At 63.0% G+C, this 17,611-nt stretch carries 8 protein-coding genes; 1 reads left to right on the forward strand and 7 read right to left on the reverse strand.

Features of this window, described 5'->3' with window-relative positions; translation table 11 throughout:
* The first annotated feature begins 534 nt into the window (after positions 1–534).
* Complete coding sequence (locus tag XH88_RS24110; protein WP_271670754.1) at positions 535–1,788, forward strand: FAD-dependent oxidoreductase; 1,254 nt, start codon at positions 535–537, stop codon at positions 1,786–1,788.
* Here XH88_RS24110 and XH88_RS24115 read toward each other — a convergent pair.
* From XH88_RS24115 to XH88_RS24145, 7 genes are all read right to left on the reverse strand, one after another.
* On the reverse strand, positions 1,701–3,728 hold the full coding sequence (locus XH88_RS24115; protein ID WP_271670755.1) for an ABC transporter ATP-binding protein: 2,028 nt from the start codon (positions 3,726–3,728) through the stop codon (positions 1,701–1,703). The two genes, XH88_RS24110 and XH88_RS24115, sit on opposite strands and share 88 nt — an antisense overlap.
* Positions 3,729–3,863: 135 nt before the next feature.
* Complete coding sequence (locus XH88_RS24120) at positions 3,864–5,927, reverse strand: FAD-dependent oxidoreductase (RefSeq protein WP_271670756.1); 2,064 nt, start codon at positions 5,925–5,927, stop codon at positions 3,864–3,866.
* Between the two features lie 192 nt (positions 5,928–6,119).
* Positions 6,120–10,316 carry a DNA-directed RNA polymerase subunit beta' gene (rpoC, locus tag XH88_RS24125; protein WP_271670757.1) on the reverse strand — a complete coding sequence of 1,399 codons (4,197 nt, stop codon included), beginning with the start codon at positions 10,314–10,316 and terminating at the stop codon, positions 6,120–6,122.
* A gap of 129 nt (positions 10,317–10,445) precedes the next feature.
* The gene (gene rpoB / locus XH88_RS24130; RefSeq protein WP_271670758.1) at positions 10,446–14,570 is read right to left on the reverse strand and encodes a DNA-directed RNA polymerase subunit beta; all 4,125 of its coding nucleotides are present in this window, start codon (positions 14,568–14,570) and stop codon (positions 10,446–10,448) included.
* 472 nt (positions 14,571–15,042) lie between these two features.
* Positions 15,043–15,420: a 50S ribosomal protein L7/L12 gene (gene rplL / locus XH88_RS24135; protein WP_018647233.1), complete on the reverse strand. Its 378-nt coding sequence runs from the start codon at positions 15,418–15,420 to the stop codon at positions 15,043–15,045.
* A gap of 54 nt (positions 15,421–15,474) precedes the next feature.
* Positions 15,475–15,993 carry a 50S ribosomal protein L10 gene (rplJ, locus tag XH88_RS24140; RefSeq protein ID WP_271670759.1) on the reverse strand — a complete coding sequence of 173 codons (519 nt, stop codon included), beginning with the start codon at positions 15,991–15,993 and terminating at the stop codon, positions 15,475–15,477.
* A 577-nt stretch (positions 15,994–16,570) separates the two neighbouring features.
* On the reverse strand, positions 16,571–17,524 hold the full coding sequence (locus tag XH88_RS24145; protein WP_271670760.1) for a 2-hydroxyacid dehydrogenase: 954 nt from the start codon (positions 17,522–17,524) through the stop codon (positions 16,571–16,573).
* Positions 17,525–17,611: the final 87 nt, after the last annotated feature.

Genomic DNA, 17,611 nt, shown 5'->3' on the forward strand with positions numbered 1-17,611 from the left:
GAAATCGCGCCAACCGCTCCATCACTGAGCGGAAAGCGCTTCGACGCCACAGAGGACCGCAGTATTTAGGCCGATCAGCTGATAGCCGCGGCCCGCGCACTGAGGTCATGCATCCGAATTCGACCTCAAGAGAACTGGCTCGAGAGACCTAAAATCGCACTGGCATTGCCTAGCTATTATCGACAGCGTTTGAGCGGCATTCGTCGAGGTTGGTGCCCGTCTAGCGACCCCTGAGGATCAACGGGTGGCCCGTTCCGACGCTGGCGATGCTCACCGCCTGTCGTTAAGTGAGGCGCTTTCTATAAGTGAGAATCGGTCAAGTCAAGGCGAAACGACAGCAACAAAGCGCTTCTCGCGCCTTGGGAAATTGCCCGCTCGGCGCCCTGCCCGGAGGCTCCGATATGAAAGGGTAGGCATCGTCTCTCAAGACCCATACCCAATTACGCCCGGGCGAAATATACTTTTATAACCAATGCTAAGGCTTTTTTTCCTGTTGATGCGTCAATCTGTCCCCCTCCGGCAGAGACGAGCGCCATGCGGTATACCGATATTGCCATCATCGGCGGGGGACTTGCCGGCTCAACCGCCGCCGCGATGCTCGGACGCGCCGGTATTTCGGCGATGCTGATCGACCCGCACCAGACCTATCCGGCCGATTTTCGTGTCGAAAAGCTCAGCGGTCACGGACAAATCGAGCGATTCCAGCGGAGCGGGATCGCCGACTCAGTCCTGCGCCGCGCGACGTTCTCCGGCGAGAACTGGATCGCGCGGTTCGGCCATCTCCTCGACAAGGCGCCGACCCGGCAATTCAACATCCGCTACGATTCCCTTGTCAACGCGATCCGCGACGAGATTCCTGGAACGGTCGAACGGGTCTGGACCAAGGCGGTGGCGGTCGAGACCAGTCCGGAGCGGCAGAGAATCGCCCTCGCCAGTGGAAAGACGATCTCGGCTCGTCTGGTGGTGCTCGCCAATGGCCTCAATGTCGGCCTTCGCCACCAGCTTGGCATCCGGCGAACCATCATCAGCGCCTGCCATTCGATCTCGATCGGGTTCGACGTGGAGCCGGCAGGCCGGAATTCCTTCGACTTCCCGGCCCTGACCTATTTCTCGGAGCGGCCGAGCGACCGCATCCCCTACATCTCGCTTTTTCTGATCGGCACGGGGATGCGGGCCAATCTGTTCGCCTACCGCGACTTCGACGATCCCTGGCTGCACCAATTTCGCCGCGCACCGGCCGAAACATTGAACGCCGCCCTGCCGCGGCTCGAGCGCATCACTGGCCCGTTCGACATCATCGGCGAGATCAAGATCCGCCCGGTTGATCTCTATGTGAATGACGCCGGTCACCAGCCGGGCGTGGTGCTGGCGGGCGATGCTTTCGCGACCTCCTGCCCGGTCGCCGGCACCGGCTGCGACAAGGCGTTCACCGACGTCGAGCGGCTCTGCAACGTCCACATCCCGCAATGGCTGGCATCCGACGGGATGGATGCGGGCAAGATCGCGGGCTTCTACGCCGATCCGGTCAAGCTGGCCTGCGATCAATGGTCAGCGGCGAAAGCCTTCGACTTCCGCTCCGTATCGATTGCGACGAGCCCCTACTGGACGGCGCAACGCTGGGCGCGTTTCATGGCCTGGTCGGCCCAAGGATTGGTGCGGCGGCTTGGAGGAGCGTTTCATCTGGAGCCGAACTTCCTCGGTCACTCCTCCTCGTCGTCCTCGTCCTCATCATCCGCGTCGAGGTCGTCCTCGTCGTCTTCGTCATCATCGCTATCGACGTCGGCCTGAGCGATCGCGCCGTGGGGCTGATGGGTCTGATCGTTCCACAGCTTGCGATAGGTGCCGTTCCTGGCGAGCAGCTCGGAATGCGAGCCACGTTCAATCGCCCTGCCCCCTGAAATCACGATGATCTCGTCCATCTCGACGACCGAGCTCAGACGGTGGGTCGACCAGATCATGGTGCGGCCCTTGGCCACTTTCAGCAGCGTGCGATTGATCGCCGCTTCCGTGGTCTGGTCGAGCGCCGAAGTGGCTTCGTCCAGCAGCAGCACCGAGGGATTGCGGATGATCGCGCGCGCGATCGCAATACGCTGGCGCTGGCCGCCCGACAGCGTATCGCCGCGCTCGCCGACCGGCGTGTCGTAGCGCTGCGGCAGGCTCATGATGTAGCGGTGGATCTCGGCCTTCTTGGCGGCCTCCTCGACCTCCTCGTCGGTCGCGCCTTCCTTGCCGAGCCGGATGTTCTCGCGGATCGACATGTTGAACAGCATGTTCTCCTGGAACACCACCGCCATGCTCCGGCGCAGCGAGTCCAGCGTCACCTTGCGAACATCGACGCCGTCGATGGTGACGCGCCCCTCGTCCGGCACGTACAGACGCAGGATCAGATTGAGCAGCGTGCTCTTGCCGGAGCCCGAGGGACCGACGATGGCGATGCTCTTGCCGACACTGAGTTTAAGGCTGAGATTGTCCAGCACCGGCGTCTGGCCGCCTTCGTACTGGAACGTCACGTGATCGAAGGTGATGTCGTTGGTGATGCGCGGCAGATCGGGCGCGCCGGGGCGATCGGCGCCGCGCGTGGGCTCGTCGAGCAGCTCCTGGATGTGACGGATCGCAGCGGCCGAGGAGATCGAGACCGGGATGAAGTGCATCACGTGTGCGATGTTATATGAGACCTCCCAGAACGCGCTTTCGAAGGTGACGAAGGTGCCGATGGTGATCTGGCCCTTGGTCGCGAGGTAAGCGCCGATCGCGAGCACGACGAGATGCAACAGCAGCACCGAGATGGTGACCGTCCGCTCCACCATCGTCGACAGGAACCCGGCGGCGGCAATCCTGTTGCGGGTCGCGTCGTTGCGGAAGGTGAAGAAGCCGAACATCTTGCGCTGCAGGCTGAACGCCTTGATCACGGCCTGCGCCGCCACGTTCTCCTGCACCATGCCGAGCAGCGCGCTTTCATTGAGCTTCTGCTCGTAGTTGGCCTGCACCGCCTTCGGCGTCAGAATGCGCGGGCCGATCAGGGTGATCGGAAACACCAGCAGCGCGACCACCGCGAGCTGCCAGTTCAGGAACAGCATCAGGATGATGCCGGCGATCAATTCCAGGAAGGGCAGCGCAGCGCTGTTGGTAAAGGTCTTGACCGAGCCTTCGAAGGCCGAGAGGTCGACCGAGAAGCGCGACAGGATCTCGCCGCGCTTGGTGCGGCCGAAATAGGCCGCCGGAAGGTCCTGGACGTGCTCGAACAGGCGCTTGCGGACGTCGGAGATGACGCAAGCCGCCAGCCGCGCGTCCCAGCGCTCGTACCAGACCGCGACGATCGAGGTGGAGATGCCGGCGACCGCGAGCACGCCGAGGATCTTGTACAGCGCCTGGAAATCCTCCTCGCCGAGCGCGTCGTCGATCAGGAACTTCAGGCTGAGCGGCATGAAGACGTTGAACAGCGTCTCGACCAGGACGCCGAACGCTACATAGCCCAGGATGCGCTTGTAGTTGGACAGGAAGGGTTTGACGAAACCCAGGATGGTCGCGAGCGCGCCGGCGGCCTCGCGGGCGGTAAAGACGACGAGGTCCTCGTCATCATCGTCGTCGAGCTCAAGCTCGTCCGCGTCTTCGTCGCCCTCGTCGTCTTCAAGCCCGGGCTCGTGCGCGGCAGCGAGCTTGTCCTCGAGCTCGGCCGCCTCGCTCGCGGCGAGCTTCTGTTTGTCGGGAGAGAGGGGCCTGGACGCCATGAAACCAACCGATGCTGACGGCCGGCATGACCGCAGAGAAAGCAGCAAATAGCGGCGCGCCGCCATAACGCCGATTCTATGCGATCAGGATGAATTCGGCAAAGCAATTGGCGAATTGATCCGCACCTCATGATGCTAGTCGTCGTCTCCGTCCTCGACCTTGTCGAAGAAGGAATAGCGCAAGGAATCTGCGTCGGCGTACCACTGACCCGGACCCTTGCCGGCAGCAAGCGTCGCTTCCCAGAGCGCATCGGTGCAGTCCTTGCGGTGCATCGACAGGTCGAAACCGTTGCCAAAGAACAGCTCGGACCATTCCCACCAGGTGCCCAGCTTCTTGACCCCGCGCAACAGATCGTAGCGATCGATTACGACTGAGGCCATGTCCGAGGTGATCGAGCCGAACACGAGGCCGGTCTTGACCACGCGGTTGAGCTCGCGGATCGCACGAACCACCTGCTTCGGGGCGACGTGACAGAGGCTGGTCTCGAACACGTAGTCGAAGCTGCCATCCTTGAACGGCATGTCGGTGATCGAGCCGAGCTTGTTGAACTTCCTTAGCGCCTTCGGCGTCTTGGCGTGGATGGCGCGGTTGTTCTCGATGCCCCAGGCGTCGATGCCGCACTCACGCAACGCGCCGACCAGCTCGCCGCTGGCGGAGCCCGCGACCAGGAGTTTTGCGCCCTTCGTCTTGCCCCAGACGATGCCGATCAGCTTGGTCAGATAGTCGGGATCGGTGAAGTGACGCCACGCTTCGCTATAGGGGCCAAGACCGCGATAGTTCTCGAAATAGTCGCGGTCGATCTTATCGGAGATGGGCTCGCCATTCTCCTGCGCTCGCTCGCGGCGCAGCCGCATCATCTCGGTCAGGATGATGTCGGTCGCCGCGTCCGAGGAGTCGAGCAGGCCGTTCAGCGTGGAGTCGAACAGATAGTCGCCGACCACGACGATGCCGGGATGTTCCTTCGGCTCGGGCCGGTGATTGGTCATCACGTCGCGCACCGGCAGACCGCCCGGGATCGCGTTCACCGATGACAGCCAGCGGTGGATCTTGCCTTCCATGAAATGCGCACGCGCGTCCCCCAGCGAGGGGGGCAGCGATTTCAGCGCGGCATCGATGAGCTCCTGGTCCGACAGATTGGCGTAGGCCAGTGCATCGGAGCCGGGAATCAGCCAGTTCAGGACCCCGTGCCTGCCGACGTCGTGGCGCGCGCCCTCGTTGTAGACGCAGCAGCCGCCGAAGGCTTCCGACATGAACCAGGCGCCGGGAATCTTTTCGCCCCAGAACGGGGTGTCGAACAGGATCGAGACGCGCAAATAATGTGCAGGACGATCGAAATAGGCGACGTGCTTGACCATCGACTTGCGCAGCTGCTCGCCTTCCCATCCCAGGGTGGAGAGCCAGGAGTGCGGCAGGCAGACCAGCACGAGATCGAAGTCGCGCGTCTCCGGACCTTTCCCGTTCATCATCTTGAGCTGATAGCGGCCGGTCGGCACCTTGCCGACCGTGAGCACGCGATGATTGAGCTGGATATCGGCATTGACCTCCGATTGGAGGCATTCGATCAGCTGCTCGTTGCCGTTCTGGATGGAATAGAGCCCGATATAGCCGTCCACATCCATCAGATAGTTCTTGAGCGCGTTGAGGCCGTTGGTGTTGTGGCTTTCGGTCGCGATGTCCGAGCGCGCCATCACCTTGAAGAAACGCTTTGCGGTGTCGTCCTCGACCTCCTCGTCGAGCACTTGTTCGGCGGTCTTGTAGGCCCAGGGGTTCTCGTTGTCGTGGGCGCCGACGCCCTCGTAATATTCGATCGGCGACATCGCGTCGGCGCAGCGCTTGCGGAAAGCCTCGATCGCCGCCGCGGTCTTGGGTCCGAATTTGCGGCGCATGCCGGGCACGTCGTTCAGCAACTCGCCGTCGAGGTGCACCTGCTCGGCATCCATCGGAATGGTCTGCAGTCCGAAATGCTGGATCAACTCGCGCAGCGGATCGGGACCGGTCATCGAGTAGTCGTAGATCTCGGCAACCCCGGCCTCGTACATCGCCGGAGCGGAATCGAATTTGCGCGTGACGATCTTGCCGCCGAGCCGGTCGGACGCTTCGTAGATGGTAATGCGACAGAGGTCGCCGAGCTTCCGCTTCAGATACCAGGCGCTCATCAGCCCGCCGGGGCCGCCGCCTACGATTGCAAGATCAAGCATGTGAGTTCCGTGGTCTCCGGCCCTGCCCCCGTCACGGGACCACCGGTCTAAGCTCCCTTAGCAGAAGCGCTTTTGCGCCTGAAGGAAAGATGAACAAATATTGGTGCCGCATCGCAGCAGGCAATCAAAGCAGCAAAAAGGCCGGCTTTCGCCGGCCTTTTCATTGTCCTCAGTAATCGTACGGAGGAGCTATTATTCCGCAGGCGGCAGCGCCATCGGCTCGGCCTCCGGTGCCGGCGGCACGACGGACGCCTGCTTCTCGCGCTCGTCGAGAATCAGCTTGTCGCGCTTCATGGCGACTTCGCGGATCTTGGCCATCGAGGCGCCGGTGCCCGCCGGGATCAGCCGGCCGACAATGACGTTCTCCTTGAGGCCTTCGAGCGGATCGATCTTGCCGTTGACCGCCGCTTCCGTGAGGACGCGGGTGGTCTCCTGGAACGAGGCCGCCGAGAAGAAGGAGCGGGTCTGCAGGCTCGCCTTGGTGATGCCGAGCAGAACCGGCGTCCCCGTGGCGGGCTTCTTGCCCTCTTCCTTGGCCTTCTCGTTCAGCGCGTCGAACTCGATCTTGTCGACCTGCTCGCCGGAGATCATGTCCGTGTCGCCCTGGTCGGTGATTTCCACCTTCTGGAGCATCTGACGGACAATCACCTCGATGTGCTTGTCGTTGATGAGCACGCCCTGGAGCCGGTAGACCTCCTGGATTTCGTTGACCAGATAGGCCGCGAGCTCTTCGATGCCCTTGACCGCAAGAATGTCGTGCGGCGCCGGGTTGCCCTCCACGATGAAGTCGCCCTTTTCGACGACGTCGCCGTCCTGAAGGTGGATGTGCTTGCCCTTCGGGATCAGGTACTCGCGCGGCTCGTCGGTCTTGTCCATCGGCTCGATCGAGATGCGACGCTTGTTCTTGTAGTCGCGTCCGAACCGGATGGTGCCCGCGATCTCGGCGATGATCGCCGCATCCTTCGGGCGCCGTGCCTCGAACAGTTCCGCCACCCGCGGCAGACCGCCGGTGATGTCACGCGTCTTGGCGCTTTCGGTCGAGACACGGGCAAGGATGTCGCCCGGGTTGACCTTGGCTCCGACGTCGACCGAGAGAATGGCGTCGACCGACAGCATGTAGCGGGCGTCGCCACCACGGGCGAGCTTGAGCACCTTGCCGTCCTTGCCCTTCACCACGATGGCCGGACGCAGGTCCGAACCGCCGCGGGTCGAGCGCCAGTCGATGACCACGCGCTTGGCGATACCGGTGGCCTCGTCCAGCGTTTCCGAGATCGACTGGCCTTCGACCAGATCCTCGAAGCCGATGGTGCCTTCCACTTCGGTGAGAAGCGGACGGGTGTACGGGTCCCACTCGACGATGCGCTGGCCACGCTTGACCATATCGCCGTCGTCGACGTGCAGGCGCGAGCCGTATTGGACACGGTGCGTCGCACGTTCGGTGCCGTCGGCATCGACAACGGCCACCACCATGTTGCGCACCATCGCGATCAGGTGACCTTCGCTATTGCGGGCGATGGCCTTGTTCCGGATCACGATCTTGCCGTCGAAATTGGCTTCGACGAAGGACTGCTCGTTGAGCTGCGCCGCACCACCGATATGGAAGGTGCGCATGGTGAGCTGGGTGCCCGGCTCGCCGATCGACTGCGCCGCGATGACGCCGACCGCTTCGCCGTGGTTGACCGGCGTGCCGCGGGCGAGGTCGCGGCCGTAGCACTTGCCGCAGATGCCGTTGACGAGTTCGCAGGTCAGCGCCGAGCGGATCTTCACCTCCTGCACACCACCCTGCTGGATGGCCTCCAGATGGCTCTCTTCCATCAGCGTGTCGCGCTTGATGATCACCTTGCCCGAGCTGTCACGCACGTCTTCGCAGGCCGTGCGTCCGAGGATGCGCGAACCGAGCGAAGCGACCACGGTGCCGGCATCGACGATGGCGCGCATCTTGATGCCGAGCTTGGTGCCGCAGTCGGACTGCGTGATGATGCAGTCCTGCGCGACGTCGACCAGACGACGGGTCAGGTAGCCCGAGTTCGCGGTCTTCAACGCGGTGTCCGCGAGACCCTTACGGGCGCCGTGGGTCGAGTTGAAGTATTCGAGAACCGAGAGGCCTTCCTTGAAGTTCGAGATGATCGGCGTCTCGATGATCTCACCTGACGGCTTGGCCATCAGGCCGCGCATGCCGGCGAGCTGGCGCATCTGGGCCGGCGAACCGCGGGCACCGGAGTGGGCCATCATGTAGATCGAGTTGATGTCGGCATCGGCTCCGCTCGCCGTCTTCTTGGTGGCGGAGATCTCCTTCATCATCGCCTTGGCGATTTCTTCCGTGGCCTTCGACCAGGCGTCGACGACCTTGTTGTACTTCTCGCCATGGGTAATCAGACCGTCGTTGTACTGCTGCTCGAAATCCTTCGCCAGCGTCCGGGTGGTGTCGACGATCTTCCACTTGCCGTGCGGCACGACCATGTCGTCCTTGCCGAACGAGATGCCGGCCTTGAACGCGTTGTAGAAGCCGAGCGCCATGATGCGATCGCAGAAGATCACGGTCTCCTTCTGGCCGCAGTGACGGTAGACCTGGTCGATGACGCCCGAGATCTCGCGCTTGGTCATCAGCTTGTTGATGATCTCGTACGAGATGCGCGGGTTCTTCGGCAGCAGGTTGCCGAGCATGACGCGGCCCGCGGTGGTCTCGATCCAGCGCTTGGAGACCTTGCCGGTCTCGTCCATGCCTTCCCACCGGTACTTGATCTTGGTGTGGAGGTGGATGACCTTCGCATGCAGGGCATGCTCCAGCTCGGCCATGTCGCCGAACAGCTTGCCCTCGCCGGGCAGGCCTTCGCGCATGATCGAGACGTAGTAGAGACCGAGCACGATGTCCTGCGACGGCACGATGATCGGCTGGCCGTTCGCGGGATGCAGGATGTTGTTGGTCGACATCATCAGCACGCGCGCTTCCAGCTGCGCTTCGAGCGACAGCGGAACGTGCACGGCCATCTGGTCGCCGTCGAAGTCGGCGTTGAACGCCGAGCAGACCAGCGGGTGAAGCTGGATCGCCTTGCCCTCGATCAGCACCGGCTCGAACGCCTGGATGCCCAGACGATGCAGCGTCGGCGCGCGGTTGAGCAGCACCGGATGCTCGCGGATCACCTCGTCCAGGATGTCCCAGACCTCGGGCCGCTCCTTCTCGACCAGCTTCTTCGCCTGCTTCACCGTGGTGGACAGGCCCTTGGCGTCAAGCCGCGAGTAGATGAACGGCTTGAACAGCTCGAGCGCCATCTTCTTCGGCAGGCCGCACTGATGCAGGCGCAGCTCGGGACCGACCACGATCACCGAACGGCCCGAATAGTCGACGCGCTTGCCGAGCAGGTTCTGACGGAAACGCCCCTGCTTGCCCTTGAGCATGTCGGCGAGCGACTTCAGCGGGCGCTTGTTGGCGCCGGTGATGACGCGGCCGCGACGGCCGTTGTCGAACAGCGCATCGACCGCCTCCTGAAGCATGCGCTTCTCGTTGCGGATGATGATGTCGGGCGCGCGCAGCTCCATCAGCCGCTTCAAGCGGTTGTTGCGGTTGATGACGCGGCGATAGAGGTCGTTGAGATCGGAGGTCGCGAAGCGGCCGCCGTCCAGCGGCACCAGCGGACGCAGGTCCGGCGGGATCACGGGAACGACGGTCAGGATCATCCATTCCGGCTTGTTGCCGGAGTGGCGGAAGGCCTCGACGATCTTCAGACGCTTGGCGAGCTTCTTGTGCTTGATGTCGGAGTCGGTCTCCTGCATCTCGGCGCGCAAGCTGAGCTCGAGCTTCTCGAGGTCCATGCCCTTGAGCAGCTCGCGGATCGCCTCGGCGCCGATCATGGCGGTGAAGGAATCCTGGCCGTACTCGTCCTGTGCCTTCAGATACTCGTCTTCCGACAGCAGCTGACGGTCCTTCAGCGCGGTGAGGCCCGGCTCGAGCACGACGTAGTATTCGAAGTAGAGGATCCGCTCGAGATCCTTCAGCGTCATGTCGAGCAGCAGGCCGATGCGCGAGGGCAGCGACTTCAGGAACCAGATGTGGGCGACGGGAGCCGCGAGCTCGATATGGCCCATGCGCTCGCGCCGGACGCGCGACAGCGTGACCTCGACCGAGCACTTCTCGCAGATGATGCCCTTGTACTTCATGCGCTTGTACTTGCCGCACAAGCACTCGTAGTCCTTGATCGGCCCGAAGATACGGGCGCAGAACAGGCCGTCGCGCTCGGGCTTGAAGGTACGGTAGTTGATGGTCTCCGGCTTCTTGATCTCGCCGTAGGACCAGGACAGAATCTTCTCCGGGGACGCGATCGAGATGCGGATCTGGTCGAAGACCTGAGCCGGCGTCGTCGGGTTAAAGAGATTCATAATTTCTTGGTTCATCGTCTTCTCCTCGCGTACCGGTCGCCTCCGGCCGCAAATTCGAAAATCACTCGAGCGGGGCGCCCTGCCCTCAAGGCATCGGGAGGGGCGCCAATGCCCGGCCGCGAAGGCCGGGCATGAAAGGTCGTATTACTCGGCTGCTTCCGACGTCGGCGCCGGCCCCATCTTGGAATTGTGCAGATCGACGTTGAGGCCGAGCGAGCGCATTTCCTTGACCAGCACGTTGAACGATTCCGGGATACCGGCCTCGAAGGTGTCGTCGCCGCGCACGATCGCCTCGTACACCTTGGTACGGCCGGCGACGTCGTCCGACTTCACGGTCAGCATTTCCTGGAGCGTGTAGGCCGCGCCGTAAGCTTCGAGCGCCCACACCTCCATTTCGCCGAAGCGCTGGCCGCCGAACTGCGCCTTGCCGCCCAGCGGCTGCTGGGTAACGAGCGAGTACGGACCGATCGAACGCGCGTGGATCTTGTCGTCGACGAGATGGTGCAGCTTGAGCATGTAGATGTAGCCCACCGTCACCTTGCGATCGAAGGCGTCGCCGGTACGGCCGTCATAGACGGTCGACTGGCCCGAGGCGTCCAGACCCGCGAGCTTCAGCATCTCCTCGATGTCGGTCTCCTTGGCACCATCGAACACCGGCGTCGCGATCGGCACGCCGCGGCTCAGATTGTGGCCGAGTTCAAGCAGCTCGTTGTCGTTGAGCGTCTTGATCGTCTCGTCCTCGCCGTAGACCTTCTTCAAGGTTTCCTTCAGCGGCTTGATGTCCTGCTTCGACAGGTACGCATCGACCGTCTGGCCGATACGCTTGCCGAGGCCGGCGCAGGCCCAGCCGAGATGCGTCTCGAGGATCTGTCCGACGTTCATGCGCGAGGGCACGCCCAGCGGATTGAGCACGATGTCGGCGTGCGTGCCGTCTTCGAGGAACGGCATGTCCTCGATCGGCACGATCTTCGACACCACGCCCTTGTTGCCGTGACGGCCGGCCATCTTGTCGCCGGGCTGGATCTTGCGCTTCACCGCGACGAAGACCTTGACCATCTTCATCACGCCCGGGGGCAATTCGTCACCGCGCTGAAGCTTCTCGACCTTGTCGAGGAAGCGCTGCTCGAGCCCCTTCTTCGACTCATCGTACTGCTTCCGCATGGCCTCGATCTCGGCCATCAGCTTGTCGTTGGGCGAGGCGAACAGCCACCACTGCGACTTCGGGTACTCCTCGAGCACCGCGCGGGTGATCTTGGTGTCCTTCTTGAAGCCCTTGGGACCGGCAATGCCCTGCCGCCCCTCGAGGAGCTCGGCAAGACGGTTGTAGACGTTGCGGTCCAGGATCGCCTGTTCGTCGTCGCGGTCCTTGGCCAGACGCTCGATCTCTTCCCGCTCGATCGCCAGCGCACGCTCGTCCTTGTCGACGCCGTGACGGTTGAACACGCGGACTTCGACGATCGTGCCCTGCACGCCCGGGGGAACGCGCAGCGAGGTATCGCGGACGTCGGAGGCCTTTTCGCCGAAGATGGCGCGCAGGAGCTTTTCTTCCGGCGTCATCGGGCTTTCGCCCTTCGGCGTGATCTTGCCGACCAGGATGTCGCCGGCGCGCACCTCAGCGCCGATGTAGACGATACCGGCTTCGTCGAGGTTCTTCAGCGCTTCTTCCGAGACGTTCGGGATGTCGCGGGTGATTTCCTCAGGCCCGAGCTTGGTGTCGCGGGCCATCACCTCGAACTCCTCGATGTGGATCGAGGTGAAGACGTCTTCCTTCACGATCCGCTCGGAGAGCAGGATCGAGTCTTCGAAGTTGTAGCCATTCCACGGCATGAACGCGACGAGCACGTTACGGCCGAGCGCGAGCTCGCCGAGATCGGTCGACGGACCGTCAGCGATGATGTCGCCCTTCTTGACGATGTCGCCGACCTTCACCAGCGGACGCTGGTTGATGCAGGTCGACTGGTTGGAGCGCTGGTACTTCATCAGGCGGTAGATATCGACGCCCGACTTGGTCGGATCGAGATCTTCCGTCGCGCGGATAACGACGCGGGTCGCGTCGATCTGGTCGATCACGCCCGAACGACGCGCCGCGATCGCGGCGCCCGAGTCACGCGCAACCACGCCTTCCATGCCGGTGCCGACGAACGGCGCCTCGGCGCGAACCAGCGGCACCGCCTGGCGCTGCATGTTCGAGCCCATCAGCGCGCGGTTGGCGTCGTCGTTCTCGAGGAACGGGATCAGCGCCGCGGCGACCGAAACGAGCTGCTTCGGCGACACGTCCATGTAGTCGACCTTGTCGGGCGTCATCGGCACGACGTCGCGGGTGCCGCTCGCGCGGCAGACCACGAGGTCTTCGGTGAAGCGACCCTTGGCGTCGACCGGCACGTTGGCCTGCGCGACCGAATAGCGCCCCTCTTCCATCGCCGAGAGGTACACGACCTCATCGGTGACGCGGCCGTCCTTGACCTTGCGATACGGCGTCTCGACGAAGCCGTACTTGTTCACGCGCGCGAAGGTGGCAAGCGAGTTGATCAGGCCGATGTTCGGACCTTCCGGCGTCTCGATCGGACAGATACGACCGTAATGCGTCGGATGCACGTCGCGCACCTCGAAGCCGGCACGCTCGCGGGTCAGACCGCCCGGCCCAAGTGCCGAGAGACGGCGCTTGTGGGTGATCTCGCTGAGCGGGTTGGTCTGGTCCATGAACTGCGAGAGCTGCGAGGAGCCGAAGAACTCGCGCACCGCGGCAGCCGCCGGCTTCGCGTTGATCAGGTCCTGCGGCATGACCGTGTCGATGTCGACCGAGGACATGCGCTCCTTGATCGCGCGCTCCATGCGAAGGAGGCCGATGCGGTACTGGTTCTCCATCAGCTCGCCGACCGATCGCACACGGCGGTTGCCGAGATGGTCGATATCGTCGATCTCGCCCTTGCCGTCGCGCAGATCCACCAGCGTCTTGATGACGCAGAGAATGTCTTCCTTGCGCAGCGTGCGCTGGGTGTCGGGCGCATCGAGGTCGAGGCGCATGTTCATCTTGACGCGGCCGACCGCGGAGAGGTCGTAACGCTCGGCATCGAAGAACAGCGACTGGAACATCGCCTGCGCCGAATCCAGCGTCGGCGGCTCGCCCGGACGCATCACGCGGTAGATGTCGAACAGCGCGTCTTCGCGCGTCATGTTCTTGTCGGCCGCAAGCGTGTTGCGGATGTAGGCGCCGACATTGACGTGGTCGATGTCGAGCAGCGGCAGCTCCTTGTAGCCGTGCTCGTTGAGGGCCTTCATCGACTTGTCGGTGATTTCCTCGCCGGCTTCGGCGTGGATCTCACCGGTCTTCGGGTTGACGAGATCCTCGGCGAGGTAGTTGCCGACCAGTTCCTCGTCGGACAGGCGCAGCGCCTTGAGCCCCTTCTCCTGGAGCTGGCGGGCGGCGCGGACGGTGAGCTTCTTGCCGGCCTCGAGCACGACCTTGCCGGTGTCGGCATCGATCAGGTCGTTGATGGTCGAGTAGCCGCGGAAACGGTTGGCGTCGAACGGAACGCGCCAGCCTTCCTTGGTCCGCTTGTAGAGGATCTTCTTGTAGAACGTGGAGAGGATCGCCTCGCCGTCGAGACCGAGGGCGAACATCAGCGACGTTACCGGAATCTTGCGGCGACGGTCGATACGCGCATAGACGATGTCCTTGGCATCGAACTCGATGTCGAGCCAGGAACCGCGATACGGAATCACGCGGGCAGCGAACAGCAGCTTGCCCGAGGAATGGGTCTTGCCCTTGTCGTGGTCGAAGAACACGCCCGGCGAACGGTGCATCTGCGAGACGATGACGCGCTCGGTGCCGTTCACGATGAAGGTGCCGTTCATCGTCATGAGCGGGATGTCGCCCATGTAGACGTCCTGCTCCTTGATGTCCTTCACCGATTTCGCGCCGGTTTCCTCGTCGATATCGAACACGATGAGGCGCAGCGTCACCTTGAGCGGGGCCGCGAAGGTCATGCCGCGCTGACGGCACTCGTCGACGTCGTATTTCGGCTGCTCGAACTCGTAGCGGACGAATTCCAGCATCGAGGTGCCCGAGAAGTCGGAGATCGGGAACACGGAACGGAACACAGCCTGGAGGCCCTCATCGAGGCGGCCGCCCGCGGGTTCGTCGACCATCAGGAACTGGTCATAGGACGCCTTCTGAACCTCGATGAGGTTCGGCATCTCGGCGACTTCCTTGATGTGTCCGAAGAACTTGCGAACGCGTTTGCGACCGGTGAATGTCTGCTGCGCCATCGTGGCCTCTCATTTTCGTCGCCCGCTCTGGGCGAACCGTCCGGAACGCGGCTGCCACCGCTCCCCGGGTTGAATTTGTCGAACCCGCTTTGGGGCCGGAGACTCAGCTTCAGGCGGAAATGTCCTGAATCTGTTCTTCAGACCTTCAAAACGCAAAACGACGCGCGGGGCGCTGGTGCGCGCCCGCCCGTCACAACGATCGTCTTCACGGACTGCAAAAGCCCGAAATAGCCTGTTCTCCCAACGGCTTACAGGGAAACCCAACGCCCCTGGCCACCGCGCTTTCGTGCTGCCGACCCGATATGAGGCGACAATAGTGCAGATTCGAGGGATAAACCCTGAAATCCCCACACATTTTCGTGTTCGGCCTGCGTCGGGACGATCCGTCGCACGCCTTTTGCATTCGGCCCGCCCTTTTGAAGGCGGACCAGGATCCCGAGCCTCAGCCCGGGATCCTGGTCGTAAGCATTGCTTACTTGAGCTCGACCTTGGCGCCAGCCTTCTCGATCTGGGCCTTGATCTTCTCGGCTTCTTCCTTGTTCACGCCTTCCTTCAGCGGCTTCGGAGCACCCTCGACGAGGTCCTTTGCTTCCTTCAGGCCGAGACCGGTGATGGCGCGGACTTCCTTGATGACCTCGATCTTCTTCTCGCCAGCGCTGGCGAGAACGACCGTGAACTCGGTCTTCTCTTCCGCCGGAGCGGCAGCAGCGCCACCACCGGCCGGGCCGGCCACGGCGACGGCCGCGGCAGCCGAAACGCCCCACTTCTCTTCGAGGAGCTTCGCGAGTTCGGCAGCCTCGAGCACGGTGAGGCTCGAGAGGTCGTCAACGATCTTCTGCAAGTCAGCCATTGTTCAGTTTCCTTGAGTGTAAGTCTGGTTCGGGTTTGAGTTTTGCGAAGGGCGTCAGGCCGCTTCGCCCTTTGAGGCATGAGCCTGGATGACGCGCGCGAGCTTGCCCGCGGGCGCGTTGGCGAGCTGAGCGAGCTTGGTCGCCGGGGCCACGATGAGGCCGACGATCTTGCCGCGCAGTTCGTCAAGCGACGGCAGCGAGGCAAGCGCCTTCACGCCGTCGACATTCAGGACGGTCTTCCCCATCGAGCCGCCAATGATGACGAACTTTTCGTTCGTCTTGGCGAATTCGATGGCGACCTTTGGCGCCGCTACCGGATCGTTCGAAGTGGCGATCACGGTCGGTCCCTTCAGCATGGGGCCGATGGCAACGACGTCAGTGCCTTCAAGAGCAATTTTGGCGAGACGGTTCTTCGAGACCTTCACCGAGGCACCCGCCTGCTTCATCTGCTGGCGCAGCTTCTGCATCTGGGCAACGGTGAGGCCGGAATATTGAGCAACGATCGCGACGCTCGTGGTCTTGAAGACCCCATTGAGCTGTTCGACCGCGTCTTTTTTTGCCGCTCGTTCCACAGCAAGCTCTTTCCGGTTGGCGGTCAACGCGAAAGCGGAACCGCCGGGTTGCACCCATCGTCCCGCCCAAACCTGAACCTCAGGGCCAAAACCCATCGGACACGCAGGGCAAGACGACAATTCAAAGCCTGCCCTCCGGGAGCTCGCGAGAGCCCACGGCGTGTCGAGGTCCGAACCAAACTTCTTTCGCGACCACCCCAAGGTGGGAAGCGAAGTGAAATCCGGTCTTCACCCGTCTATGCAGGCTATGCGATTAAGCCGTTGAGAAATCGAAATTTCCCGCAGGCGCCTGCAGTCTTGGACAGGACGAGGCCAGTCGGCGAGCCGCCTGACCTCTGCCCACACCCCACCGGCCGATGGATTTTCCTTCCTTTTCGGGCAAATCCTTGCGGACGTCCTGAAAAGGAATGATCTCCTGCGCGTCGGGTTTTCGGAATGCGTGCACGGACGCGCCAGCCAAGGCCGGCACGTCCGGAAGCGGTTCTTTAACCGCTCTCTGCTTGATTGCCAAGAGCAAAATTCACACCAGTTCCAATCTGTTGCCATCACGGCTTGAGGCGGCCTGACAAGGGCCGATTCAGGCCGATTTGACCTGATGAGGCAGCGGCTTGCCCTCGAAAAACGCGGTCAGGTTCGCCAGCACGCAGTTCTGCATGGCAACGTGCGATTCGAGGGTGTGGCCGCCGATATGGGGGGCGAACACCACATTGGGCAGCGCCGTCAGGGCGTCCGGGGCGTGCGGTTCCTTCTCGAAGACGTCGAGACCGGCGCCGGCGATGGTCTTGTCGCTCAAGGCTGCGACCAAGGCCTTCTCGTCGACGACAGAGCCGCGGGAGATGTTGACGACATAGCCGTCCGCACCGAGGCGCCCCAGGATATCGGCGTCGACGACGTGCTGGGTCTCGCCCCCCGCCCGTACCGCGATCATCAGCACGCTGCACCAGTCGGCCAAAGCTTCCAGCGACGGGAAATATTGATACGGCAGATCGTATCGGGTGCGGCTGAAATAGCCGACCTCGCTCTCGAAGGCGGCGCAGCGCGCGGCGATCTTGCGGCCGATCTCGCCCATGCCGTAGACGCCGATCCGGCGGCCAGGCATGCCGGCCTGGGGGCGCATCATCGGCGACTGTCTTGATGCCGCCCAGTCGCCGCTGCGGACATATTGGTCGGCGACCAAAATGCGCCGCGTCGTGGCCAGCATCAGGGTCATCGCGATGTCGGCGACCGAGGCCGCATTGGCGCCGGGGCTGTGGCCGACTGCGATGTTGCGGGCGGCGGCGGCCTTCAGGTCGATGCCGTCATAGCCGGTGCCGTAGCAGACGATCGCGCCGAGCTTTGGAAACAAGTCCATCGCCTCCGCCCCCAGCGGCGAGCCGCCTGCGGTCAGCAGCGCCCGGATGCCGGCGAGCTCGTCCGCCGAATACACCTCATGCGCAGGCTGGCCACCGGTGTCGAGCAGATCGAACCGCTCGGCGAAGCGCGCCATCATCGTCTTGGGAAAGCGCGAGTAGATCAGGACCTTGTCAGCCATTGTTCTTGTTTCCGGTGAGTGCCGCCCACAAACGACGAGGGGCGGAATCGGTTGCCCAATTCCGCCCCTCGCCTCATGCAATTTCCG

The sequence above is a fragment of the Bradyrhizobium sp. CCBAU 51627 genome (assembly GCF_028128765.1).
In the GTDB taxonomy this organism is placed as follows: Bacteria; Pseudomonadota; Alphaproteobacteria; order Rhizobiales; family Xanthobacteraceae; genus Bradyrhizobium.